Source organism: Ekhidna lutea, from assembly GCF_900188325.1.
Lineage (GTDB): Bacteria > Bacteroidota > Bacteroidia > Cytophagales > Cyclobacteriaceae > Ekhidna > Ekhidna lutea.
On record NZ_FZPD01000004.1, the window covers coordinates 292,800 to 315,776 of the forward strand.

Below are 22,977 nucleotides of genomic sequence, written 5' to 3' on the forward strand. Positions count from 1 at the left end.
TCGCTATGAAATCTCAAGAAAAAACCCGTATACCACCGTCCGGTTATTTGGCCTTATTTATCAATGGGCTTATCCTGGGCGGGTTTATTACGCTCATAAGCCTTAGTAAAAATCCAATTTGGCTTTTACTTCTTCTTCCATGGATACTAATGATTCCAGGCTTTTTCTATGTAAATCCTAACGGATCCAGAGTACTGGTTCTTTTTGGAAAGTACATTGGAACAGTCCGAGAAAATGGGTTTTACTGGGTAAATCCTTTTTACGCGAAAAAAAGGATAAGTCTAAGGGCCAGAAACTTTGATAGTGAGCGAATAAAGGTGAATGATAGTATTGGTAACCCAATAATGATTTCAGTTATACTTGTTTGGAGGGTGAAGGATACCTTCGCTGCAGCATTTGAAGTAGACGATTATGAAAATTTTGTTCGGGTACAAACAGATGCAGCGGTAAGAAAGCTCGCCGGCACTTATCCTTACGATAATTTTGACGATGAACAGGCAGATGTCACATTGAGATCAGGGATTAAAGCCGTAAATGAAGATCTTGAAAAAGAACTTGATGAAAGATTGGCCATTGCAGGAATTGAAATTTTAGAGGCTCGTATCGGATACTTAGCCTACGCACAAGAAATAGCAAGTGCGATGCTTAGGAGACAGCAAGCCACTGCCATTGTTGCTGCCAGACACAAGATTGTAGAAGGAGCGGTAAGCATGGTAGAAATGGCGTTGGATCAACTGAAAGAGAAAGAAGTAATTGATCTGGATGAAGAAAGACGAGCAGCTATGGTCAGCAATCTAATGGTTGTGCTTTGTGCAGATAAAGACGTTGCACCGGTTGTTAATTCAGGGACGTTAAATCACTAGAAGCCATGATTAATTATAAATTTCTAAAACAAAAGGCTTTCGAAAAACTAGAGCGTTTCGAAAAGCGACTACATGAAACGGCCAATCAAGGCTGGAAAATCAAAAGTTTCACGTCTGATCATGGATCCATAATTGTGATGCTTGAAAGAGAAAGGTAGGCAGAGATGAAAGGAAAAATTATATTCAAGGAGGAGCAAACTTTCGTAGGTACCTGGATGTGGTACCTGGTTATAGGGATTGCCTTACTTTTATTTATAGGAACCATCCTCGGGATTATTTTCAGACCAGATAATGAGGGAGTTATTGGGCTTATTTTAGCGACAGCAGCAACGGGTGGTGTTCTGATTCTACTTTATACCTCCAAGCTATATGTTTCTATTGACAAGAATTCCATTTACTTCCGGTATCCCCCTTTTGTAAATAAAGAGAAGAAACTGACAAAAGATGATGTAATTGACATCTACATAAGAAAATACAAACCTATCTGGGAGTATGGTGGATGGGGCTATCGATTTAGATTCCGATCAGGAAGAGCAATGAGTGTGGCTGGTAATGTAGGTTTGCAACTAACCACCAAGGACAATAAGCGGATACTGATAGGCACACAAAAACCAGAACTAATGAAGCAAGCTGTGAGGCGATTGAAAGAAAATTGGGAGATAGATGGCTAAGAAAAAACCTTTTGCATTAAGACTCAACGAGAACACCATGAAGGCCTTGGAAAAATGGGCTTCAGATGAATTTCGCTCAACGAATGGACAAATAGAGTGGATCATACATAAAGCACTAAAAGAAAATGGAAGGCTGAAAAATTGATAGTACTACCAAATGAAACGAAAAATCAATATCATCCAACTTTTAGCTATAGCACTATTGGCAACCTCAATAACCTTATTTGATTTTCAAAACCCATCCTGGGATGGAAATGAGAAAAATTATATTGGCCTTAGTCTGGGCATTGCTCTTCTCATGTGGAATAAGCTCAAAAAGTAAGTCTTCAATGTTACTGACCTACAAAAAACATAGCATTAACCATTAGCAGTTTTCCATTCTGCCAAAAGGATCTAAATAATGGATTATCAACGATGTGAACAATTTGTCCACGCCCTTTATTTTCTACTCCAAAAACAAGTGTTCCGGCCATGTCTTCTTTCGCATACTGTCCTGCAAACCCACTCATTAAGTCTTCTTTATCTGTCAAAATACCGACATTATTTCCATCCAGATAAGCAACCTTTCTCGATCCGGTTTTTAGTGTATAGTAAGTATCACCATAACCAAAGGCCAGTGGATGCGTATCGTCCATTTTTACCTTATAAATAGCCCCCGGAGCAAACCCTTTGATGAATTCACGTTCTTGTTCTTCATATGGCACAAGGCGCGCTGCTGCTTTTCGCTCTTTATCCTTCTTTTCCCCTTCGGTCTTAGCTTGATCATCCACATAGGCAGAAAGTGATGAGTAATCGGAATCCTTAAGTTTATTCAGGGCTCCCTCAACAGCAATAAGTTTTCCGCCCGCCGAAACCCATTCCATTATTTTTTTCATTTCACCTTCGCCAAAGCTCCCATACCAGCCACTTTGCATGATCAAGACGTCATAATCGGAAAGGTCTACCCTAGAGAAATAATTTGTTCCTAAAACAGTGACAGGATACTGTAGCTCTTGCTCCATGAAGTGCCAGGTTGCCCCAAAAGCCAGTGAAGACGTTCCTTCATACCCTAGAAGTGCGATTTTTGGCTTTTCTAAATAGCGAATATCAGATGAACCAATATCAGGACCCGCATCCATAAATCCGGTTTGAATTACTGCCAGATCTCTATGATAGTTATTTGCCAGCTCCACTATTTTAGATTCAAAACTTTTCAATTTTTTGTTGTCCCGCTTCGCAATGATCAAACTGCCTCTATCAAAGGTCTCGCCCTTATAATTCATCGGTTTTTGAGTGAATCGCACCTTTACATCCGCTTTTAACAAAGCTGCCAGAAAACGCGCATCATCCATACTATTCCATTTGGCGATAAAGGCATAAGCCTTCTCGGGTGCTTGCATCAAAGATGAAACTTGATTTGAGCTATTCGAAATACTCACACTTTGCGAAGAAGCATAAGCTTGTATCCCATAGGCGTAGGGCACTCCCCATGCGGTAATATCGTAAGTCACCGAGTCAACAAGCTTTGTTTTAGGCTCAAAAAGAATATGAGCCAGAGTAGCTTTCGGCTGATTGGTGGTAACCACTAAATCTTCTGTTGCTATGGAAAAATCGGCTGTTCTTCCGCTCGAATAGTCATACCCTTTCAATCGTCCGTTGGCAGTTCCATAAATTATTCCCTGATCATCCAACCATGCCTTCAACGCATTGAACTTATCATCATTACCGTCATACTTAAGTACAAACGTTTTGTATTTCAGGTTAGAATTGTCACCGAAGAAGTTTTCAAAATTATCCAATAGCCTTTCAGCATTATTAACAGCAACTTCGATAGTGGAAAGGCCCGTAGTGTGGTGATGAGCAATACGATCTTTCAATGAAAGGGTATCTCCTTCTTGTTTAATTATTCCCAAGCCAGCCATTCCATGTCCGGCTTGCTCATAGGTCATCCCAATAGCACCATTATAAGTCGGATAGGTATCGCCATAGCTTGGATAGAGTAAATCAAAAAACTGTTTTGTAAAGTAGAACCAGTTGTTTGCATCGAAGTATTTGGCATGGTTTCTACCTATTTCTGCTTGAAAATCCCGCTGAAATTTTGTGATCAGTTCATGGAATGGCTGAGCTGCCGGAGCAAAATAATAGGGAGAATTAATACCCTGTTCGTGAAAATCTACATGTATTTGAGGCAGCCACTGATTGTAAACTTTAATTCTGCTTTTTGACTCTATCTGTGTCTGCCAGGCCCAATCTCTGTTCAAGTCAAAGAGGTAGTGATTTGGTCGCCCTCCCGGCCATATTTCATTATGCTCCAGGGCATTTGGGTCTGGGTTATACGATTGGCTTCCATATTGCCAGAAAAAATTCACATATCTGTCTCTTCCATCCGGGTTGATACATGGGTCAATAACTATGATCGCCTTTTCTAACCACTCCTTTTTATCAGAATCATTAATTAGCTCATAAATAGTGGCCATTGACGCTTCAGTTGAGGAGCTCTCATTTCCATGTACGTTGTAACTCAACCAAACGATGGGAATATTTGTGGTAGGTGACCCACTTTCTATTCCTGCCCGCCTAAGGTTATCCAGTCTTATGGTTTCAAGATTCTCCAAATTTTCTTTTGACGAAACGAAGGCAAGCAAAAGCGGACGATTTTCGTACGTTTTTCCATACCGTTGAAGAGTTACCTTTTCTGATCTATCGGACAGATGTTGGTAGTAGTCGACTACTTGATGATGTCTGCTGAACTTTTCTCCCAATTCATAGCCTAAAAATTCATTTGGGCTCTGTATTTGAGCCAATACGATCAAAGGAAATAGGCAAAAGGTGCTAAAGAGTATCTTCATTTGTTTCCAATTAATGTCACCAAATTAAAACCATATCTACACCCAGCAAACCAAAAAGTGTTGGGCGGTCATTTCATAGCATTTATCAAAAGATTATATTTGAAATACCAGCTAACTTTAAATATGACTAAAATCAACCACCTATTTACATTAGTCGCTCTAACAACCTGGATTTCAGGTTTTGCTCAGGAAACCACTGTTGATAGCTTAAGGGCTGCAATCGAAACCGCAGAATCTGATACGGCTAAAATCAGCCTTTATATAGATCTTGCGTATGAATCAACCGATTCCGCTCAACTTGCAGCAGCACAAATGGCTTATGAATTGGGGAAAAATGTTTACGACCCTAATTATATAGGTAGATCCAAGGCAGTGCTTGGACTTTTATATTCCAATATTGATTTAGACTCAGGAATGGCATTGATGAATGATGGAATTAATGTTTATATAAATAATGGTTTAACGGAAAAGGCATCAAACGGCCGCTGGATTCAAGGGTTGGTATATGAATCCTATAACGCTTTTGACTCTGCTGTTGCAATGCATTCAAGGGCACTAGAAATAGCAAAAACGAACGAACACTTTGAGGAGATAGCTAATGCTTCATCCTCCCTGTCAGGAATTTCCAATATTCGCGGTGAAAATGTAGATGCGCTTCAATACGCGCTGGAAGCACTTAATGCCTATAAACAAGCAGGTATGCAAAAAGAAATGGGCCAAACCCATAATCTCATTGGAATCATTTATGATCAGAAGGGTCTTTACTCAAAAGCGTTAGATCACTACTTACAAGCTCGTGATATTGCTATCCAAACAAAAGACATTGATGGTGAAATCCTCATCAACAATAACATGGGTGTCATTTATGATAATATGGGTGATGCTGAAAAGTCGATGCAATACTATAGCGATGCACTTGAGAAAGCTCGAATTAATAATATGCCTGACAATGAAGCTACGCTATTAAATAATCTTTCATACATCCACCTTAAGAGCGGAGACACGACTAAAGCAATTGAGTTTCTAAGACGTTCACTGGATATTGATCTATCTGAAATCTATCCATGTTTCGAAAGTTATCCGCTAGAAGGAATGGGTTCTGCATATATAGGCTTGGGTAAACTGGACTCGGCAGAATACTTTTTGAATCGAGCACTAAAAACTGCAAAAGCATGTGAAGATGTAGTTGTTCAGGCCGCTGTTTATCGCAATTTAGGAGTGCTATATTCAAGAAAGAAAAAAATGAAAGAGGGAATTGACGCCCTTAAACAGTCATTAATAATAAGTGAGAAGTCCAACCTTAAAACTGATACAAAAGAAACATTACAAGAAATATATAAGCACTACAAGAGACAAGCCGACAATGAGAAGGCAATGATGTACCTGGAGAAGTATCAACAATTGACAGATTCCATTTATGAAGCTAAAAATATTGAAAAAGCTACCCAATTAGCCGCCGAATATGAATTCAGAAAGCAAGTAGCCGAAATGGATCAGGAAAGACTGGAAGCTGAGAAAAAGTACACCGAAGAACTGGAAGCTAAGTCGCGGGAAAATCGATTAATCCTCCTGGCACTTGTTCTATTCTTTCTTCTCGCAGTTACACTCGGTCGTTCTTACTTTTTTATTCAAAAGCAAAACAAAAAGCTGAAATGGCTCAACGATGAAAAGAATAAGCTTATGGGTATAGTCGCTCATGACCTGCGAAATCCACTCAACATGATCATAGGATTAATGCCTCTCTTTGAAGACGCCATAAAAACTAACAAGGATAAGAATTTGAAAAAATATGTCGAGCTTCTTGGTGCCTCCTCTGAACGTATGAGAACCATGATTGATCGTGTATTGGATATAAGCGCGATTGAAAACATGAAAGTCAACTTGAAACTAGAAAAAACCGATCTATCAAAACTGACTTTCGAATCCATTCATAATTTTGACACCATAGCCAGTCAAAAAGAAATAAAGATTCTAGACAATATCGATAAGTCCATCGAACGCTTTTCTAATGTTGACCCTAATTACCTAATTCAGGTTATTGATAATCTGCTTTCAAATGCAATTAAGTTTTCGGATCGTGGTAAGCAAATCGAAGTTGCCCTAATCACTAATGAAACCTATCATAAGATAACAGTAAAAGACGAAGGGCCCGGCATCAGCGAAGAAGAACAAAAGAGTTTGTTTCAGGCGTATACCACACTAAGCTCCAAGCCAACTGCACAGGAGAGATCCACAGGTCTGGGCTTATCCATTGCTTATAAGTTTATAGATGCTATGGGCGGGAAAATTGAATGTAATAGCAAGCCAGGTGAGGGTACTACATTCGATATAATATTCGAAAAAGCTTAACCAATTTCCACCCTTACTCTGTCAGAAAGTGGTTTGCCGATGCACGTAAGCACATATCCTTCATCAAGTTCTTCTTGAGAAAGGCCCTCTGCTTCATCAATACTCACTTTACCCTCCACACATTTTCCTCTACATGCTGTACATAACCCACTTTGGCAGGAATAAGGCATATCCAGATCATTATCCAGTGCAGTTTCTAATATTGCGGCATTCTTTTTTACTGTAATCGAGTACTCTTCTCCATCAAGTAAAATAGTTACTTCACTTTCAGCTCCGACGCTTTGATCTATAATATCTGTTGGTGAGGTTTTTCCTGCCTCAAAGCTCTCCATTCTTATTTTCGTCTGATCTACATTGGCCTTTCTTAGTCCGTCAGCCACTACATCCATCATCGGCTGAGGACCACAGATGTAGCATTCAGTGTCTTTATTAACCCCTATTTCACTGCAAATCTGGCCAATCATTTCAGGTGTTGGCCTTCCGTTGTAGTCTGCCTCACCTTCTTCCAAAATATGAATAGCATTAAATCGATCTTTATACTTCTCCTGCAGGGTATTGATTAAATCTTTAAAGATGATAAACTCAGACCTACGGTTTCCATAAACCAAAGTGGTTTTGCTATTTGGCTCTTTAAGAAGGATAGTCCGAATTATGGACATTAGTGGAGTAATACCACTTCCTCCTCCAAAAAACACCGCATGGCGCTGATTTGACTCGCTGTAGTCAGTGGTGAACATACCCATCGGCTCCATGATCTCTATTTGATCTCCTTTGCTGGCATTGTCATTCAAGTCATTGGACATGGCCCCACCCTCTACTCTTTTCACTGTAACTGCCGGATTTTCATCCTCAAAAGGTGTGGTACACAATGAATAGGCTCTTCTTATTTTTTTTCCATTGACCTGCTTAATGAGGGTTATAAACTGACCTGGCTCATATTCAAAAGATGCAGGTTTTTCAAAAACAAGATTTACGGCATCCTGAGCCACGTTTACCACTTCCTTAATAGTCAGTGTCTGATAACGTTCGTCCTTTTTGTTCTTTTTCTTTTTGAATAATGAAAATGCCATATTATCAATTTTAAGGGCGCAAAGATATGTAGGGGATGCAGGTCAGACAAGAAAACTTACTTCATCCTTACACTTCGGCAAGTAAACATGATGAGGTACTTTTGTGTTCGTTTTCACAAGCACAAAATCGAATGAATTTTAATCCACTGGAAGGGATATCACCAATTGATGGCAGGTACAGATCAAAAGTCGCACAACTCGCAGACTATTTCTCAGAAAAAGCACTTATTCAATACCGAATAAAGGTTGAAGTCCTTTACTTCATTGCCCTTCATGAAAGTGGCATACCACAGCTTTCCAAATACGACACAAAAAGTAATAGTGAGCTAAAGAAGATTTTCGAAACCTTTTCTTTAACTGATGCTGAGGCAATTAAGGAAATAGAAAAAACTACGAACCATGATGTCAAAGCAGTTGAATACTTTATAAAAGAGAAATTTGATTCGCTTGGACTTACGGATTTCAAAGAGTTCATCCACTTCGGCCTCACTTCTCAAGACATTAACAACACCTCTATTCCCTTATCACTCAAGGATGCAATGGAGCAATGCGTATTACCAAAGCTGGAAGCTTTGATTTTGGAGCTTGAAAGTAAAGCCAAACTATGGGCAACAATACCTATGCTTGCCAAAACACATGGTCAGCCAGCCTCCCCTACTCGATTAGGAAAAGAGATTGCAGTGTTTGCTGTAAGACTGAAAGAACAAGTTGATTTATTGAAGCACATTCCATATGCAGCGAAATTCGGAGGAGCGACTGGAAATTTCAATGCACACACGGTTGCCTACCCTGATCACGATTGGCATTCATTCGGCGATAAATTTGTGAGCCAAAAGCTAGGGCTGAAAAGAAGTCATCCTACCACTCAGATAGAACACTATGATCATCTCGCTGCAATTTTTGATGGATTGAAACGAATCAATACCATTTTAATTGATTTCAGTCGCGATGTTTGGCAATATATTTCCATGAACTATTTCACACAGACCATTGCCAAAAATGAAGTAGGCTCCTCCGCCATGCCTCATAAAGTAAATCCAATTGACTTTGAGAATGCGGAAGGAAATCTTGGAATGGCCAACGCTATTTTTGAACACCTCAGTGCAAAGTTGCCTATCTCCAGGCTTCAGCGGGATCTAACTGACTCCACTGTACTTAGAAATATTGGAGTTCCAATCGCTCATACTTTTATTGCCATTCTTTCCTTGGAAAAAGGGCTATCAAAAATCAAAGCAAATGAAGCTGCGATTAGAGCAGATTTAGAAGATAACTGGGCAGTAGTTGCAGAAGCCATTCAGACCATACTTAGGCGTGAGGGGTATCCTAAACCTTATGAAGCATTGAAAGCTTTGACCAGAACAAATGAAGCTATTACAGAAGCCTCTATCCAAGTGTTTATTGAGGGATTGGATATATCTGATGAAATCAAATCAGAATTAAAGGTTATAACACCTTTCAATTATGTGGGTAAGTAGTTAAGCTACCCCAGCTAGCAAGTACAATACAGCCATTCTAACAGCCACGCCGTTCTCCACTTGCTGAAGAATGATGGAGTGTTCAGAGTCTGCCACATCACTGGTGATTTCTACTCCTCTATTAATTGGGCCCGGATGCATAATTGTAATCTCTTTGTTTAGTGAATCCAGTAATTGCTTATTAACTCCAAAGTATTGAGCATACTCTCTTAAGGATGGGAAATACCTCATTTGCTGACGTTCGAGTTGGATTCTAAGGATATTCGCAATATCGCACCATTCCAGTGCCTTTCGAATGTTTGTTTCCACTTTGACGCCAAGCTCACCGATGTGCTTTGGAAGCAATGTTGCGGGACCGCAGACCATTACTTCTGCACCTAGTGTTTGTAGCGCAAAAATATTTGAAAGCGCAACACGGGAATGCAAAATATCACCAACGATTACTACTTTCTTGCCTTCTACCTGACCACATCTTTCTTGTATAGAGAAGGTATCTAACAAAGCCTGGGTAGGATGTTCATGCGTACCGTCACCAGCATTGATGATGTTTGCATCTATATGTTTGGACAAGAAGTGTGGCGCTCCGGGACTTGAATGTCGCATTACAACCATATCTACTTTCATTGCCAATATGTTATTGACTGTATCAAGCAAGGTCTCTCCTTTTTTAACTGAACTGCCTGATGCAGAAAAATTAACAACGTCGGCACTTAGTCTTTTTTCAGCTAGTTCAAAGGAAAGTTTGGTCCGTGTAGAGTTTTCAAAAAATATATTTGCCACCGTAACATCACGCAGTGATGGCACTTTCTTAATGGGCCTGTTTATTACTTCTTTAAAGTTGGTTGCTGTTTGAAAAATGAGTTCAATATCCTCTCTGTCGAGGTTTTTTATTCCAAGTAGGTGTTTGGTTTTTAGTTGGCTCATTCTTTTTTAGTGATTAACCAAATATGATCTTCTTTTTGTTTTTCATCTAACTCCACAAGTACCTTTTGAGACTGAATGGTATTTACCTTTCGTCCCACGTATGTAGCCTCCACAGGAATGTGTCTGCTATACAACCGATCGATTAGAACTAATAACTCGACCTTCGCAGGTCTGCCAAAAGTATTCATTGCATCTAATGCAGCTCTGACGGTCCTTCCGGTAAAAAGCACATCGTCAACCAGGATCACATTCTTGTTCTCTATGAGGAAAGGAATTTTAGTTTGACTTGGGGTGATTGGCTCATCCCTTCTTCTGAAGTCGTCCCTGTGAAAAGTAGTATCTAGATAGCCCAGGTGAATATCTGTACCAACAAGATTCTCTAATTCGGCTTTTACTCGCTGAGCAAGGTAGATTCCACGAGGCTGCATTCCAATGATTACAGATTGTGAAAAATCTTCGTGAACCTCAATGAGTTGCTGGCACAATCGGCTGATCGTGACCTTAAGTAGTGGACTATCGAAAAGCAGGCGCTTTTGCATGGGCAATTGTTCCCACAAAAGTAATGAGATCAGATTTAATTTGGCTGTCTATCCAGATCGTATTGAATTTTATTTATATAAAAAACTTTACGATGAGTCTTTCCACCTACCCCACTGTCATTTTTAATTGATTGTTCGCCATATGCAAACAAGGTTTTATCATACCATTTTTTAAGCCCTTCTACATTTGGGTCTCTTGATTTTACTTCATCCGTTTCAAAGGCCAGCTTCACAGGGCTAAATGTTCTCCCCTCTACGATTTCGTTTCGCTCCACAACTTTTGAGCGGATTTCATTCTCTTCCAGATACATAAGTATTACCCGATCTCCCGAAGCACTAACAACTACATTTTCTTCAAGAGAATAGGTTTGAATATCTTCAATCTTGAAAGTCTGGTCCCATAGAATATTACAGTTCGGATCAAATGCCAGGACGACCGCATGCGTATACTTGTATCCTAGGAAATACGGATTAGTGCGACCAAAACTGTTTGTAAATGCGTTATATGGACTGAAACTGCTATTTCCAGATGAATAATTGTAACGGGGGTAGTATGCTTCTCCAATCATTATATATTCTCCGTCACGCTCCAAAATCTCATGAACCAAAAGCCTGTAGTTGAATTTTTTTATTTTCCCTTTGGCCCGCTTTCTCTCTATTCTGTTCTTTATTCTTTGCTCTCTTTTAGGCTTCATATGGCCGAAGAAGTTATTTAAGTCGGCAAAAGGATAATATTTATTGAACTGCTGCTGGCCGTTTATAAACTTACTGAGATAAAATCCTTGACTGTATTGCAATGATTTTCTTGAGTGTGTGCCAGCAAGATATTGTAACCCACCGGCAAAAGTAGTACTGGCAGCATCTAACAAGCTTTTCCTATCCCCGGGATTGATAAGATTGTCTTGTATGATGTCACCTTTTGAGGTGAAAGTCTTTACCCGCACTGTGTATTTTTTATTTCTCATCTTTTCCTGCAAGATCACAGTAAAAAGCTTTGATTGCTCGTCCACCACCAAATCCAGAATTTCATTCTTGTTGTCATAAAATCCCGGTACTACACGTGGAATACGGTCATTTATATTATAGGTAATCACTACCGGACGAAAATTTGCATAGCCTGCAATCAGCAGCGTCTCACCAACGGATTCAAAGTGCGTAATTTCTATAGGAAATACGGTGGTGATCTCATAAGTAATAAATTCCGGAGAGTCTGCGCTCAATTGGTAAACAATCAGATCTTCGCTTCTAAACCTATTCTTATTGAAGAGTAGATAAAATTTATCTTCGAAGTACTCATACCCTATAATTGCACCATCTGTGGGTATTACCAAATCCTGAGACCATTTTACTGAAAGGGCCGTATCGATCATATGTAGCTTCCATATGAACCCATTACCTCTGGCATTATCAAGTGTTTCCTCTGCTACCAAAATTCCATTCTCGTCTCCCGGCACCACATAAAACTCTGACCCGTCTCGTTCTTTTTCAAATTCAATCCGATTCGGCTGAAGTATAACTGCACTAGTGTCCCGATCTTTTCTGCGCTGAGAAAAGACAAAAAGTGGTAGAATAAGTAAAACGATTAAGATTTTTTTCATGACGCTTATAAAACAATTACGATAATACACACCCTATCGTTCGCTCAACTCCAAAATGATATCAAATTCCTCTTTCTTTACTGCCTGAACAGATAGTCGGGAATATTTAACCAATTGCATTTCGCTCAATCTATCATCTGCTTTTACCTCTGCAAGAGTAATAGGTCTTTTTAGCTTCTTCACTGGCACAACGTCCATTACATACCATCGATGATCGTCTGTGGTGGGATCCTGGTAGTATTCTTTTACAACCTCAGCTATACCTACAACTGCTTTTTCATTAACACTGTGATAAAAAAGGCACAAATCACCAACTTTCATTTGCTTAATATGATTGCGCGCTTTGAAGTTTCTCACACCATCCCAATGATCCCGTCCGAGTCTGACAAGATCGTCCCATGAATAGGTGTTTGGTTCACTTTTAATCAGCCAATAGTTCATCAGTATTATTTTAAATTAAAACTAAATAAAGTGTCTGTAGCATTTGTCAGGGACATAAGAATTGCAACAAAATAAATAATTCACTAAAAGAAAATATGAGATCAGGCAAACATGAAGTGGATTCAATTAAATTTCTGTGATTATTCTAGCTGACTCCATATGAAATCACTTTACCTTATCCGACATGCTAAATCTTCCTGGTCATTTGATTTGGATGACCATGATCGTCCCCTGGGAAAGCGCGGAAGAAAAGATGTTCATAAAATGGGACAACACTTGCTTCAAAATCAACCTGTACCAGATATTTTAATTTCAAGCACCGCCAGCAGAGCGCTTTATACCGCCTTGCACATATGTGATCACTGGGGGCTTGATGAAGGTCGAATAAAACTAGATCAGGGACTGTATCATGCAGGAGCTTCCGAAATACTTCAAATTGTACAAAAGGCACCTGAATGTGAGCGACTAGCAATATTTGGACACAATCCTGGGTTCACAAATGTTGCTAACGCAATGGCCAATCTCGATTTTGACAATGTACCCACTTGCGGTGTTGTGGGTATCAATTTCAATATCAGGTATTGGAAAGATGTAAAGTTTGGGGAAGGAATGCTCAACTTCTTTTACTTCCCCAAAGGCATTTAGAGGATATACCTGCTTAAATCTTTATCCTTCACAAGCCCAGCTAGCTTTTCCTGAACCATGTTCTTATCGATTACAATCTTAGCGTTTGGGCCAATGGTATCTGGAATATCAAAGAGAATTTCGTTCAATAGCTTACTCATTACAGTATGCAATCTTCTGGCGCCAATGTTTTCGACATCCTCATTAATCTGAAATGCCATTTCGGCTATCTCTTCCAAAGCCTCATCTTGAAACGTTAAACTAACCTCTTCTGAGGCCACCAATGCTTCATACTGCTTCGTTAGCGCATTTTTGGGTTCAGTCAAAATGCGTAGAAAATCAGCTTTGGTAAGATTATCTAACTCTACACGAATTGGAAAACGCCCTTGAAGCTCTGGAATTAGATCGGATGGCTTGCTAAAGTGAAAAGCACCGGCAGCTACAAACAGAATGTGGTCGGTATTGATAATCCCATACTTAGTGTTAACCGCACTTCCCTCAACGATAGGTAATAGGTCTCGCTGAACCCCTTCCCTACTAACATCTGGTCCTTTTCCTCCATCTCCTCCTTTTGCAATTTTATCTACCTCATCAATAAAGATGATACCAGTATTCTCAGCCTTGAAAATCGCTTCTTCCTTCACTTCATCCATATCGATCATCTTAGAAGCTTCTTCCTCAAGAAGGATTTTTCTAGCCTCTGAAATAGTTACCTTCCGCTTCTTTTTCTTCTTTGGCATCATATTCCCAATCATCTCCTGGATGTTGATCATAGAGGCTTCATCCATTCCCCCACCAATCATTCCGACATTTCCAGAGGGAGTCGCAGTAACATCAATCTCTATTTTTCGATCATCCAGTTCACCATTTCTTATTTTTTCTCTGAAACGAGCGCGTGTTTGCTCATTAAGCTCTACCTCATTCTCAGGTTCATCGCTTCCAATTTTGGTTGCATATGCATTAGGACTTCCTTTTAACGGTGGAATGAGTGCATCAAGAATGATCCCTTCAACTACCTCTGCCGCCTTTTCTTTCACTTCTTCCTTTTTGGCTATTTTCACCATGTTCACCGACTGCTCTACCAAATCCCGAACCATGCTTTCAACATCCCTTCCTACATAGCCAACTTCAGTAAACTTTGAAGCCTCCACTTTGGTAAAGGGCGCATCAGCAATTTTTGCTAGTCTTCTTGCTATCTCCGTTTTACCAACGCCTGTAGAACCTATCAAAAGAATATTATTTGGAACGATCTCTCCCTGAATATCCTCCTTCACTTTCATTCTTCTCCACCTGTTTCGCAAAGCAATGGCTACATTTCTTTTGGCGTCTTTCTGGCCAATAATGTACTTATCAAGCTCTGCAACTATCTGTTTTGGTGTTAAATCGTTTTTTATATTGTTCATAAAATCTTCTTAAAGTCGTTTAAATCTGTTCGAATACTGATAAAACTACTACCTCCAGAGACATGATAATTAGCTCTTGAAAATCGCATCTCCATTCGCTTTATTTTTATCATAAATCCATATGAAAGTCCGGCACCTCCGCCAATTTCATCCAGCTTCAATTCCTGTTTTCGTTTATGATTATAACCAATTAGAAATTGGAAGTTCTCACTTAACAACAATTCTGCCCCGAGGCTAATCCTTCTCATGACTTGATCAAGTCCGTTGCTTGACCTTCCTGTTGTATTATTTTCTTCCTCAAAATTTCGCTGTGTCAGATTCATAGAGGTTAGTGTAAATCTCAATGGCATGTATTGAGGCTTAAACGATGTACCCACCTTCACATCAAATGGTATTGTTTGTTCAATTGTTCCTGTATATTCCGAAACTACTATACCCATATTTTCAAAAACCATACCTAAGGTCCAATGCTGATTGACTCTAAAAACACCTCCAATATCCATCAGCAAGGCAGTTGATGAATAAGTGTCAATGGCAGCATGTGAGAATTTTAAATTAGCTCCCAGCGAAAATGGACCCAACCTATGTGCTTTGCCAACCTGAAAAGTATAATCCTGTGCCTGAAATGTGCCGATACTATTGCCGGAATCATCAGTCATTTCAAATTCTCCATAATTGATATAGTTTACTCCCGCCACAAGCATGCCTGCTTTACTCGCATTAAACGAGTATGCTGCTGAATAGACGAATACATCAGCGAAATATGGATTCAAATGGAGAAAAAGATTTTTATCATTTACTGAATCAAGTGTGGCAGGATTCTCAAAAAACTGAGAAATATCACCGTCAGCCAAAGAAATCGATGTTCCGCCCAAAGCTGCTGCTCTTGGATTGGAGGTGAGATTTATTGACTGAAATCCCCATTTTCCACCGATTTGTGACCACCCCAAAAAGGGTATTAAAAACAGTATTGCTATTAATGACTTCAATCTTTCTTTTCTTCCGGAAGAATAAACTCGATCGGGTTGCTTGCTTTTTGCTTGGTTAACGCTATCTCAAGCACTTCAGGTACATATTCTACAAAGTGAATATTTAGACCTTTCAAATATTTCTCGTTAATCTCTTCAAGGTCTTTCTGATTACGCTTGCACATGATGATCTCTTTAATCCCTGCTCTCCGTGCAGCAAGTATCTTTTCTTTGATTCCACCAACAGGGAGCACTTTTCCTCTCAGGGTAATTTCACCTGTCATCGCTAGCTGTTTCTTCACTTTTCTTTGTGTGAAAACAGACGCAAGAGATGTAAGCATCGTAATCCCTGCTGAAGGCCCATCTTTTGGAATCGCTCCCGCGGGTACGTGAACATGAAGGTCGTAATGATCAAAGACACGATGATCTATACCGATGGATTCAGAGTGAGATCTTAAATAAGAAAGAGCCGCAACGGCTGATTCTTTCATTACATCTCCCAGCTGACCCGAAAGTGTCAACTTGCCTTTACCGCGGCTAAGAGAAGATTCGATAAATAAAATATCTCCACCGGAAGGCGTCCAGGCTAGGCCAGTAACTACTCCAGGGACAGAATTATCTTCATAATTGTCCTTATCGAAAATTTCAGGTCCCAAAATTTCACGAACTCTATTATCATTTATCTTAGAATCGTATTCTTCTTCCATCGCCACAGATTTGGCAACTGAACGAATCACTGATGCAACCTTACGTTCTAAGCTCCTTACACCGGATTCTCGCGTATAGTCATTTACCAATTTTGTGATCGCTGATTTGTCAAAAGAAATGTCAGATGCTTTTAATCCGTGCTCTTTACGCTGCTTCGGGATCAGATGCTTTTTAGCAATCTCTACCTTTTCCTCCAAGGTGTAGCCACTAATGTCAATAATTTCCATCCGGTCACGCAAAGCAGGCTGTATGCTATCCAGCGAATTTGCAGTAGCGATGAATAATACCTTTGATAAGTCATAGTCAACTTCCAGGTAATTATCCTTAAAAGTAGAATTCTGTTCCGGGTCCAAAACTTCTAGAAGTGCTGACGATGGATCTCCTCTAAAATCAGAGCTTACCTTGTCAATTTCGTCTAGTATAAACACCGGGTTGGATGACTTAGCTCTATTCAAATTTTGGATAATCTTACCAGGCATAGCTCCGATATACGTTTTTCTATGACCTCTTACCTCAGCTTCGTCATGCACACCTCCCAATGACATCCGCACGTATTTTCTATTCAACGAATCAGCTATCGATTTTCCCAAAGAAGTCTTGCCTACCCCGGGAGGACCATACAGGCAAAGAATAGGTCCTTTCAAATCTTTTTTTAGCTTTCTGACTGCTAAATATTCAATGATACGATCTTTCACTTTCTCCAAGCCAAAGTGATCTCGATCAAGCACCTTTCGTGCATTTTTTAGGTCAAAATTATCCTCTGTTACTTCGTTCCACGGGAGGTCAACCAGGAGTTCCACATAGCTCATAGCTACAGGGAATTCAGCTGCTGCGGGATTCATCCTGGAGATTTTATCTAGCTCCTTTTCAAAGTGATCTTTCACCTCTGCGGGCCAATCTTTCTTTTCTCCTCTTTTTCGCAGCGCTTCTACTTCCTGATCTGGCCCATCCTGACCCAATTCATCTTGTAGAATTCTGATCTGCTGACGCAAAAAATAGTCTCTTTGCTGCTGGTCAATATCCGTATGCACTTTTTCCTGGATCTCATGCTTTAGCTCCAGCATTTGCAAGTCTTTTAGCATGAACTGCAAAAGCTTCTCTGATCGCTGTTTGGGATCATCTATTTCAAGCAACATCTGCTTGTCGTTGACCTCCGCATTCACATTCGAAGAAAGGAAATGTGTTAGGAAATTAAAGTTGTCGATGTTATCAACGGCAACTCTGGCTTCTTTCGGAATCTCCGGGCTCAAGCCCATGATTTTTGTAGCCGTATCCTTAAGCGATTGAATGATCGCTTTTTGTTCCTTTTTTGAAAGTGCATTTGGAAGATCCGGAACCGTGTGATACTTCACAATATGATGCGGGTCTTCCTGAACCTGCTCAGATATCTTAAATCTTTTCTGCCCCTGAATAATAATGGTGGTATTCCCATCAGGCAAGACAATCATTTTTAAAATTTTTGCAATTGTGCCCACCTCAAACAAGTCAGTAAACTGAGGATCCTCTGTTTTCACATTTTTTTGTGCAAGAACCCCAATAATCCTGTCTCCTCTATAGGCTTTCTTTACAAGCCGTATGGACTTGGTCCTACCTACTGTTATAGGTAAAACAACTCCAGGGAAAAGTACTGTATTGCGTATTGGCAGAATAGGAAGATTTTCAGGAAGATCAGCTTCAGACATCTGACTATCCTCCGGAGAAATGATTTGTATCAGTTCCTCAGAATCCTCATCTGCAAATTCAGGTATAAATATTGATTTCAAATTAGCGTCGTTCATAAAATGCCAATGTGTCATATAATTGTACACATCCCCTTGTGGAAAGGGAAAGGTACATAATTGTCAATCCCTGTGCCAAAGTGGGTATGCGTTCTAAATAGTGCTAACTTTAATTTATTTTTAATTTTTACTGACGAATCGACAGCATGCGCCGTATTTTCAATCGCCATATTGGACTTTTTTTAGTTCTCGTCACTTTTAGCGTTGCTGCTCAAAAGGGACGTAAGGAGGTACAAATAATTACGGATTCAATCCCAAAGGATGTCGTTTTTAATGCATACGAGTTTAAGGGGATTAATAAATACCCTGAATATTTCAACAAGCAGAAGCTCGAACGCATCTATAAACTGGATCAGGAAGAAAATTGGGAAGAGCTATATGATGCATTAAAAGACTATGTGAGCCGATTTGGTATTCGTAATTTCTACAAAGACACTAGGCTAATATGGCAACTAGCAAAAATGACTGAACTTTTCGGTGATCCGGAAGAAGCAATGACTTTATACCGAATGGTGCTTAGACATCATTATCAGGGAATCAACATCAAGGAAATTGAGCTTTACTACGATTCACTAAACAGACAAGCTGCCGAGCAGTTTGTGCCAATTGATTATTACTATGAACTCGTAGAACATCGCAAACTCATTGATACACTGCAGCCACCGCGAGGTGTATTATTAAATATGGGGATGCTCGTAAATAGTTCCAGTGCAGATTATGGACCCTCGCTCAATATTCACAATGATATTTTAGTTTTCACCTCGAAACGTAAGAAGGTAGATGAAACCATCCGGTTTAGAGAAGATGAGGATTTATTTTTTAGTCGTAAAGACGCTTATGGTACCTGGTCAAAAGCCAAACCAATTCCAAAGCTCAATTCACATTACAATGAAGGCTCTCCATGTCTAAGTGGAGATGGGAAAACATTGGTTTTTTCACGGTGTGATTCTCCGGATTCTTATGGAGATTGTGACTTGTTCATGGCCACCTTGCAGGAAGACAGCACCTGGACTCGACCTGAGAACCTGGGAGTAAGCGTCAATAGCCTGGCCTGGGACTCCCACCCTGCCCTTTCGCATAAGGGAGATACCCTATTCTTTTCATCGGATAGATTAGGTGGATTCGGTTTGGCAGATATTTACTACACTACGCGTGATGAAAGAGGAAGGTGGTCTGCAGCAATGAATATGGGACCGGTAATCAATACCAGACAAAATGATGTGAGTCCATTTTATCATCCGGTCTATGAAGTATTGTATTTCAGCTCAAATGGTCAGCTTTACAATTTTGGAGAATTTGATATCTACAAGGCATATCATGTGGATGGCTACTGGACAGAACCGCAAAACATTGGTCCCTTAGTTAATGGACGAGGTAGTGAATTTTATTTTACCATAGATTCTGAATCAGAATTACTCTTTTATGCGCGATCATCAACAAGGGATTTAAATAAACAAGACATCTATTCATTTCCATTGCCAATGGAGGCTCAGCCGGAAGCTACCACAACTGTGACGGGAACATTAACTGATTCATTAACTGGTGTCCCTTTTGAAGGGATCGTATCAATTATAGACCTGGATAAAGGAAACGAAGTAGCTCCCAAATTCCTCAAGGCGGACGGCTCCTTTGAATTTGAATTGATCAACCAAAGAAACTACTTACTAATCTTGCAGGGAGATGATTTTTTCAGAATTGAAGAGGTCTTCTACTTGGATGGGCCAATGGAACTCAACACAGTGACCGAGCCTCTTGTATCCAAAATGAAATTTGAATCTATTGAATTTGATGTAGGGAAAGCAGAGTTAAAAACAGAGATGTATGCTGATCTTAATAAGGTGGTCAACTTTCTATATGATAACATAGATTTCAAGCTCAAGATTTCCGGTCATACCGATTCAGTTGGGGATCCCGAGAAAAATCTTCAGCTCTCAAAAGAGCGAGCTCAAAACATTAGGGATTACATCGTGATTTTTGCCGGCATCATTGAAGAGCGGGTAAAGGCTGAAGGGTATGGTGACACTCAGCCCATTGTTGAAAATGAAGTGACAGAAGCAGACAGGAAACTCAACCGAAGAGTTGAATTTGAAATTTATAGAGAAGCTCCTCCGACAGAAGAATCAGAGGAGTCTTCAAATGATTTTTAGAATAAGCTTATTGTGTCATTAATGATGACAAAAGCCATCAATGAAAGCAGTATAACCATTCCAACCTTTTGTGCATTTTCAAGGAATCGATCGGATGGTTTTCTACCCGTTACTATTTCCCAGGTAAGAAAAACCACGTGACCTCCATCAAGCGCTGGTATAGGTAAGAAATTCATAAATGCCAGCACCATTGAGAGTAGGCCAACAATTCTCCAGAAATTATTCCAATCCCAGGTGCCTCCAAAAAAGGTTGCAATTTTAATCGGACCTGAAAGTGATTTTCTTACATCAACATCACCTGCAAACATCTTTTTGAAGCCTTTGATATTGAGCCATACTACTGCAAACGCATTATATGTTCCTTCACTTAAAGCCTCTCCAAATGAAAAGTCTCTGATTACATAATCGAGCTCGTCCTTTGGTTGAAATCCAATCGTCCCATCAGAGTCGACATCTGCATTTTTCTCTACTATTTTACCTTCACGCTCTATTTTTAGAGTAACCTGCTCTGTTTTAAAAGAATCTAAAGCTTTAGATAACTGATCAAAATAAATAGTCTCTACACCATTTACACTCAGTATTCTGTCACCGGCCTCAAGGCCTGCTTTATCTGCATTTGAGCCTGCAATGACTTTCCCTACAGAGTACTTCCATCTAGGAGTGATTACGTTGATCCGATTATTTTTGTCGGCAAACTTGTCAATGAAGTCATTCGGCATTTCCACGCGAACCTCATTACCGTCTCGTAAAACTGTGTAATAATTGTCCGATCCTAGCAATAAATCCGGACTTAGCAGGTCCGAAAATCTTTCATAGCTCTGGCCATTTATTGCTAATACTTTATCTCCGGTCTTAAACCCAAGTTGTTCTCCAAGATCATATGCCACAATACCATGCTCGTTGAGTTTTTCCTGAGGTAAATACGCCTCGCCATTAGCCAGAGCCAGTCCAATGAAGATGATAATTCCTGTGACTACATTTACGATGATACCGCCCATCATAACAATTAATCTCTGCCATGCTGGTTTCGCTCGAAACTCATACGGTTCAGGCTCAGCACTCATGGATTTAGTATCCAATGACTCATCAATCATCCCGGTAATTTTCACGAACCCACCTAGTGGGATGGCTCCAATGGAGTATTCGGTTTCACCGATCTGCTTACCCCAAATTTTTGGAGGAAATCCAATTGAAAATTTTTCTACGCGCATCCCAAAAGCCTTGGCAGCAACCATATGCCCCCACTCGTGCACCCCTACTAAAATTGACAACCCTAACAGGAGCTGCCCAACCATTATTAATGTTTCCATCTATCTAATCAATTCGAGCGCTTTTGCCCGTGTTTCTTTGTCTGTTTGTATAAAATCTTCTAATTCAGGATTGCGAATATAGCTTACCTTTTTCAGGCAGTTTTCAATAACATCCGAAATCTCGAGGAAGCCCACCTTATCTTCCAGGAATCCTTGAACAGCGATTTCGTTTGCTGCGTTCAAAATACATGGCTGATTTCCTCCCTCCTTTGCAACTTCAAAAGCAAGACCAAGGTTACGAAAAGTATCTATATCTGGCTTCTCAAAGGTTAATTGCGGGTAATCCAGAAAATTAAATCGAGGAAAATCTGCTTTTAATCTCTCAGGATAAGTAAGTGCAAACTGAATCGGTACCCGCATATCAGGCAGCCCCATTTGCGCCTTCATAGAGGCATCTTCAAACTGCACAATGGAGTGTATGATTGATTGAGGATGAACGACCACCTCAATCTGATCCAAAGAAACACCAAACAGCCATTTTGCCTCAATCACTTCAAGCCCTTTATTCATCATGGTAGCAGAATCAATGGTAATTTTTGCTCCCATGTCCCAATTCGGGTGCTTTAAAGCTTGCTCTTTAGTTACCTCTTGCAAAAGACTTCTATCCTTGCCTCTAAATGGTCCACCTGATGCTGTAAGAATCAGTTTTTCTATGGGGTTTTGAAACTCACCAACCAGGCACTGAAAAATGGCCGAATGCTCTGAGTCAACAGGAAGGATGTTTACGCTCCTTTCTTGTGCAAGCTTGGTAATTAATTCACCAGCAACAACCAACGTTTCTTTATTCGCAAGTGCGATTGTTTTGCCGGCATTAATGGCTCTGATTGTTGGTAGCAAACCGGAATACCCTACAAGTGCTGTCAAAACTAAATCTATTGTCTCCATCTCCACTACTGATGCGAGCGCATTTTCTCCCGCATAAACTTTAATGTCTTGAGGATCCAATACATCAAAAACTTGCTGATAAAGGGCTTCATTGCCGATCACTACGCAATTGGGTTTAAATTCCAATGCCTGTGTTATTAACAGTTCGGCGCTATTTTGTGCTGTCAAAACCTCTACCTCAAAATTTTCCGGATGACGTTTAATTACATCAAGAGCCTGTGTGCCAATTGAGCCTGTAGAGCCTAAAATGGCAATGTTACGTTTCTTCATTTATTCGCTGCTGCCTACCTTTTTCTTTAAAACAGTCGACAAAGGTAAGAGTTTGCAATTTTTAACAATCCAATGGAATATTTTTTGAGAAATGTAAGTTTATTTTTCAACCGGTAAATTTTCAAT

At 40.0% G+C, this 22,977-nt stretch carries 20 protein-coding genes; 9 read left to right on the forward strand and 11 right to left on the reverse strand.

Annotated elements, in window-relative coordinates; all coding sequences use genetic code 11:
* Window positions 1-5 precede the first annotated feature (5 nt).
* From CHB71_RS12415 to CHB71_RS18835, 5 genes are read left to right on the forward strand one after another with little or no spacing between them, the layout of a single operon-like run.
* A complete protein-coding gene (locus CHB71_RS12415) occupies window positions 6-863 on the forward strand; it encodes an SPFH domain-containing protein (RefSeq protein WP_089357246.1) in 858 nt (285 codons plus the stop codon).
* Between the two features lie 5 nt (window positions 864-868).
* Window positions 869-1,021, forward strand: coding sequence for a hypothetical protein (locus tag CHB71_RS18830; protein WP_179213407.1), 153 nt, complete (start codon window positions 869-871; stop codon window positions 1,019-1,021).
* Between the two features lie 6 nt (window positions 1,022-1,027).
* A complete protein-coding gene (locus tag CHB71_RS12420; RefSeq protein WP_089357247.1) occupies window positions 1,028-1,534 on the forward strand; it encodes a hypothetical protein in 507 nt (168 codons plus the stop codon).
* Entirely contained in the window at window positions 1,527-1,679 is a 153-nt protein-coding gene (locus CHB71_RS12425) for an Arc family DNA binding domain-containing protein (RefSeq protein ID WP_089357248.1), read from the forward strand. Before CHB71_RS12420 ends, CHB71_RS12425 begins: the two co-directional genes overlap by 8 nt.
* 12 nt (window positions 1,680-1,691) lie before the next feature.
* Window positions 1,692-1,856, forward strand: a complete 165-nt coding sequence (locus CHB71_RS18835; RefSeq protein ID WP_179213408.1) for a hypothetical protein — start codon at window positions 1,692-1,694, stop codon at window positions 1,854-1,856.
* Between the two features lie 10 nt (window positions 1,857-1,866).
* Here CHB71_RS18835 and CHB71_RS12430 read toward each other — a convergent pair whose 3' ends face one another.
* Entirely contained in the window at window positions 1,867-4,362 is a 2,496-nt protein-coding gene (locus CHB71_RS12430; protein ID WP_089357249.1) for a M14 family metallopeptidase, read from the reverse strand.
* 123 nt (window positions 4,363-4,485) lie between these two features.
* On the opposite strand from CHB71_RS12430, the gene CHB71_RS12435 reads away from it, so the two are divergent.
* Window positions 4,486-6,711, forward strand: a complete 2,226-nt coding sequence (locus tag CHB71_RS12435) for a tetratricopeptide repeat-containing sensor histidine kinase (protein ID WP_089357250.1) — start codon at window positions 4,486-4,488, stop codon at window positions 6,709-6,711.
* Here CHB71_RS12435 and CHB71_RS12440 read toward each other — a convergent pair.
* Complete coding sequence (locus tag CHB71_RS12440; protein WP_089357251.1) at window positions 6,708-7,781, reverse strand: ferredoxin--NADP reductase; 1,074 nt, start codon at window positions 7,779-7,781, stop codon at window positions 6,708-6,710. The two genes, CHB71_RS12435 and CHB71_RS12440, sit on opposite strands and share 4 nt — an antisense overlap.
* A gap of 131 nt (window positions 7,782-7,912) precedes the next feature.
* Between CHB71_RS12440 and purB the strand changes: the two genes are divergently transcribed.
* A complete protein-coding gene (gene purB / locus CHB71_RS12445) occupies window positions 7,913-9,256 on the forward strand; it encodes an adenylosuccinate lyase (RefSeq protein ID WP_089357554.1) in 1,344 nt (447 codons plus the stop codon).
* On the opposite strand, the gene CHB71_RS12450 is transcribed toward purB, so the two are convergent.
* The 4 genes from CHB71_RS12450 to CHB71_RS12465 are packed head-to-tail and all read right to left on the reverse strand — an operon-like array spanning window position 9,257 to window position 12,758.
* Window positions 9,257-10,180, reverse strand: coding sequence for an aspartate carbamoyltransferase catalytic subunit (locus CHB71_RS12450; RefSeq protein WP_089357252.1), 924 nt, complete (start codon window positions 10,178-10,180; stop codon window positions 9,257-9,259).
* On the reverse strand, window positions 10,177-10,719 hold the full coding sequence (gene pyrR, locus CHB71_RS12455; RefSeq protein WP_089357253.1) for a bifunctional pyr operon transcriptional regulator/uracil phosphoribosyltransferase PyrR: 543 nt from the start codon (window positions 10,717-10,719) through the stop codon (window positions 10,177-10,179). Before pyrR ends, CHB71_RS12450 begins: the two co-directional genes overlap by 4 nt.
* A 35-nt stretch (window positions 10,720-10,754) precedes the next feature.
* A complete protein-coding gene (locus tag CHB71_RS12460) occupies window positions 10,755-12,317 on the reverse strand; it encodes a hypothetical protein (RefSeq protein ID WP_089357254.1) in 1,563 nt (520 codons plus the stop codon).
* A 33-nt stretch (window positions 12,318-12,350) separates the two neighbouring features.
* Complete coding sequence (locus CHB71_RS12465; RefSeq protein ID WP_089357255.1) at window positions 12,351-12,758, reverse strand: EVE domain-containing protein; 408 nt, start codon at window positions 12,756-12,758, stop codon at window positions 12,351-12,353.
* 159 nt (window positions 12,759-12,917) lie between these two features.
* Between CHB71_RS12465 and CHB71_RS12470 the strand changes: the two genes are divergently transcribed.
* The gene (locus tag CHB71_RS12470) at window positions 12,918-13,403 is read left to right on the forward strand and encodes a SixA phosphatase family protein (protein WP_089357256.1); all 486 of its coding nucleotides are present in this window, start codon (window positions 12,918-12,920) and stop codon (window positions 13,401-13,403) included.
* Here the strand turns inward: CHB71_RS12470 and hslU are convergent.
* Genes hslU through lon form a run of 3 tightly spaced genes read right to left on the reverse strand, consistent with a single transcriptional unit; the run spans window position 13,400 to window position 18,239 of the window.
* Entirely contained in the window at window positions 13,400-14,785 is a 1,386-nt protein-coding gene (gene hslU, locus CHB71_RS12475) for an ATP-dependent protease ATPase subunit HslU (protein ID WP_089357257.1), read from the reverse strand. The genes CHB71_RS12470 and hslU overlap by 4 nt on opposite strands.
* On the reverse strand, window positions 14,782-15,774 hold the full coding sequence (gene porQ / locus CHB71_RS12480; RefSeq protein WP_144017414.1) for a type IX secretion system protein PorQ: 993 nt from the start codon (window positions 15,772-15,774) through the stop codon (window positions 14,782-14,784). Before porQ ends, hslU begins: the two co-directional genes overlap by 4 nt.
* Entirely contained in the window at window positions 15,771-18,239 is a 2,469-nt protein-coding gene (lon, locus tag CHB71_RS12485; RefSeq protein ID WP_089357259.1) for an endopeptidase La, read from the reverse strand. The genes porQ and lon overlap by 4 nt, the downstream gene beginning before the upstream one ends.
* A gap of 146 nt (window positions 18,240-18,385) precedes the next feature.
* On the opposite strand from lon, the gene CHB71_RS12490 reads away from it, so the two are divergent.
* Entirely contained in the window at window positions 18,386-20,386 is a 2,001-nt protein-coding gene (locus CHB71_RS12490) for an OmpA family protein (protein ID WP_089357260.1), read from the forward strand.
* Here the strand turns inward: CHB71_RS12490 and rseP are convergent.
* Both rseP and CHB71_RS12500 read right to left on the reverse strand, forming a co-directional pair.
* A complete protein-coding gene (gene rseP, locus CHB71_RS12495) occupies window positions 20,383-21,696 on the reverse strand; it encodes an RIP metalloprotease RseP (RefSeq protein ID WP_089357261.1) in 1,314 nt (437 codons plus the stop codon). The genes CHB71_RS12490 and rseP overlap by 4 nt on opposite strands.
* Entirely contained in the window at window positions 21,697-22,851 is a 1,155-nt protein-coding gene (locus CHB71_RS12500) for a 1-deoxy-D-xylulose-5-phosphate reductoisomerase (protein ID WP_089357262.1), read from the reverse strand.
* Between the last annotated feature and the right edge of the window lie 126 nt (window positions 22,852-22,977).

What these genes read in the sequence shown, in the direction of transcription:
- CHB71_RS12415 (WP_089357246.1), top strand. Translation starts at nt 6, where the DNA reads ATGAAATCTCAAGAAAAAACCCGTATACCACCGTCCGGTTATTTGGCC.
- CHB71_RS18830 (WP_179213407.1), top strand. Translation starts at nt 869, where the DNA reads ATGATTAATTATAAATTTCTAAAACAAAAGGCTTTCGAAAAACTAGAG.
- CHB71_RS12420 (WP_089357247.1), top strand. Translation starts at nt 1,028, where the DNA reads ATGAAAGGAAAAATTATATTCAAGGAGGAGCAAACTTTCGTAGGTACC.
- CHB71_RS12425 (WP_089357248.1), top strand. Translation starts at nt 1,527, where the DNA reads ATGGCTAAGAAAAAACCTTTTGCATTAAGACTCAACGAGAACACCATG.
- CHB71_RS18835 (WP_179213408.1), top strand. Translation starts at nt 1,692, where the DNA reads ATGAAACGAAAAATCAATATCATCCAACTTTTAGCTATAGCACTATTG.
- CHB71_RS12430 (WP_089357249.1), bottom strand. Translation starts at nt 4,362, where the DNA reads ATGAAGATACTCTTTAGCACCTTTTGCCTATTTCCTTTGATCGTATTG.
- CHB71_RS12435 (WP_089357250.1), top strand. Translation starts at nt 4,486, where the DNA reads ATGACTAAAATCAACCACCTATTTACATTAGTCGCTCTAACAACCTGG.
- CHB71_RS12440 (WP_089357251.1), bottom strand. Translation starts at nt 7,781, where the DNA reads ATGGCATTTTCATTATTCAAAAAGAAAAAGAACAAAAAGGACGAACGT.
- purB (WP_089357554.1), top strand. Translation starts at nt 7,913, where the DNA reads ATGAATTTTAATCCACTGGAAGGGATATCACCAATTGATGGCAGGTAC.
- CHB71_RS12450 (WP_089357252.1), bottom strand. Translation starts at nt 10,180, where the DNA reads ATGAGCCAACTAAAAACCAAACACCTACTTGGAATAAAAAACCTCGAC.
- pyrR (WP_089357253.1), bottom strand. Translation starts at nt 10,719, where the DNA reads ATGCAAAAGCGCCTGCTTTTCGATAGTCCACTACTTAAGGTCACGATC.
- CHB71_RS12460 (WP_089357254.1), bottom strand. Translation starts at nt 12,317, where the DNA reads ATGAAAAAAATCTTAATCGTTTTACTTATTCTACCACTTTTTGTCTTT.
- CHB71_RS12465 (WP_089357255.1), bottom strand. Translation starts at nt 12,758, where the DNA reads ATGAACTATTGGCTGATTAAAAGTGAACCAAACACCTATTCATGGGAC.
- CHB71_RS12470 (WP_089357256.1), top strand. Translation starts at nt 12,918, where the DNA reads ATGAAATCACTTTACCTTATCCGACATGCTAAATCTTCCTGGTCATTT.
- hslU (WP_089357257.1), bottom strand. Translation starts at nt 14,785, where the DNA reads ATGAACAATATAAAAAACGATTTAACACCAAAACAGATAGTTGCAGAG.
- lon (WP_089357259.1), bottom strand. Translation starts at nt 18,239, where the DNA reads ATGAACGACGCTAATTTGAAATCAATATTTATACCTGAATTTGCAGAT.
- CHB71_RS12490 (WP_089357260.1), top strand. Translation starts at nt 18,386, where the DNA reads ATGCGCCGTATTTTCAATCGCCATATTGGACTTTTTTTAGTTCTCGTC.
- rseP (WP_089357261.1), bottom strand. Translation starts at nt 21,696, where the DNA reads ATGGAAACATTAATAATGGTTGGGCAGCTCCTGTTAGGGTTGTCAATT.
- CHB71_RS12500 (WP_089357262.1), bottom strand. Translation starts at nt 22,851, where the DNA reads ATGAAGAAACGTAACATTGCCATTTTAGGCTCTACAGGCTCAATTGGC.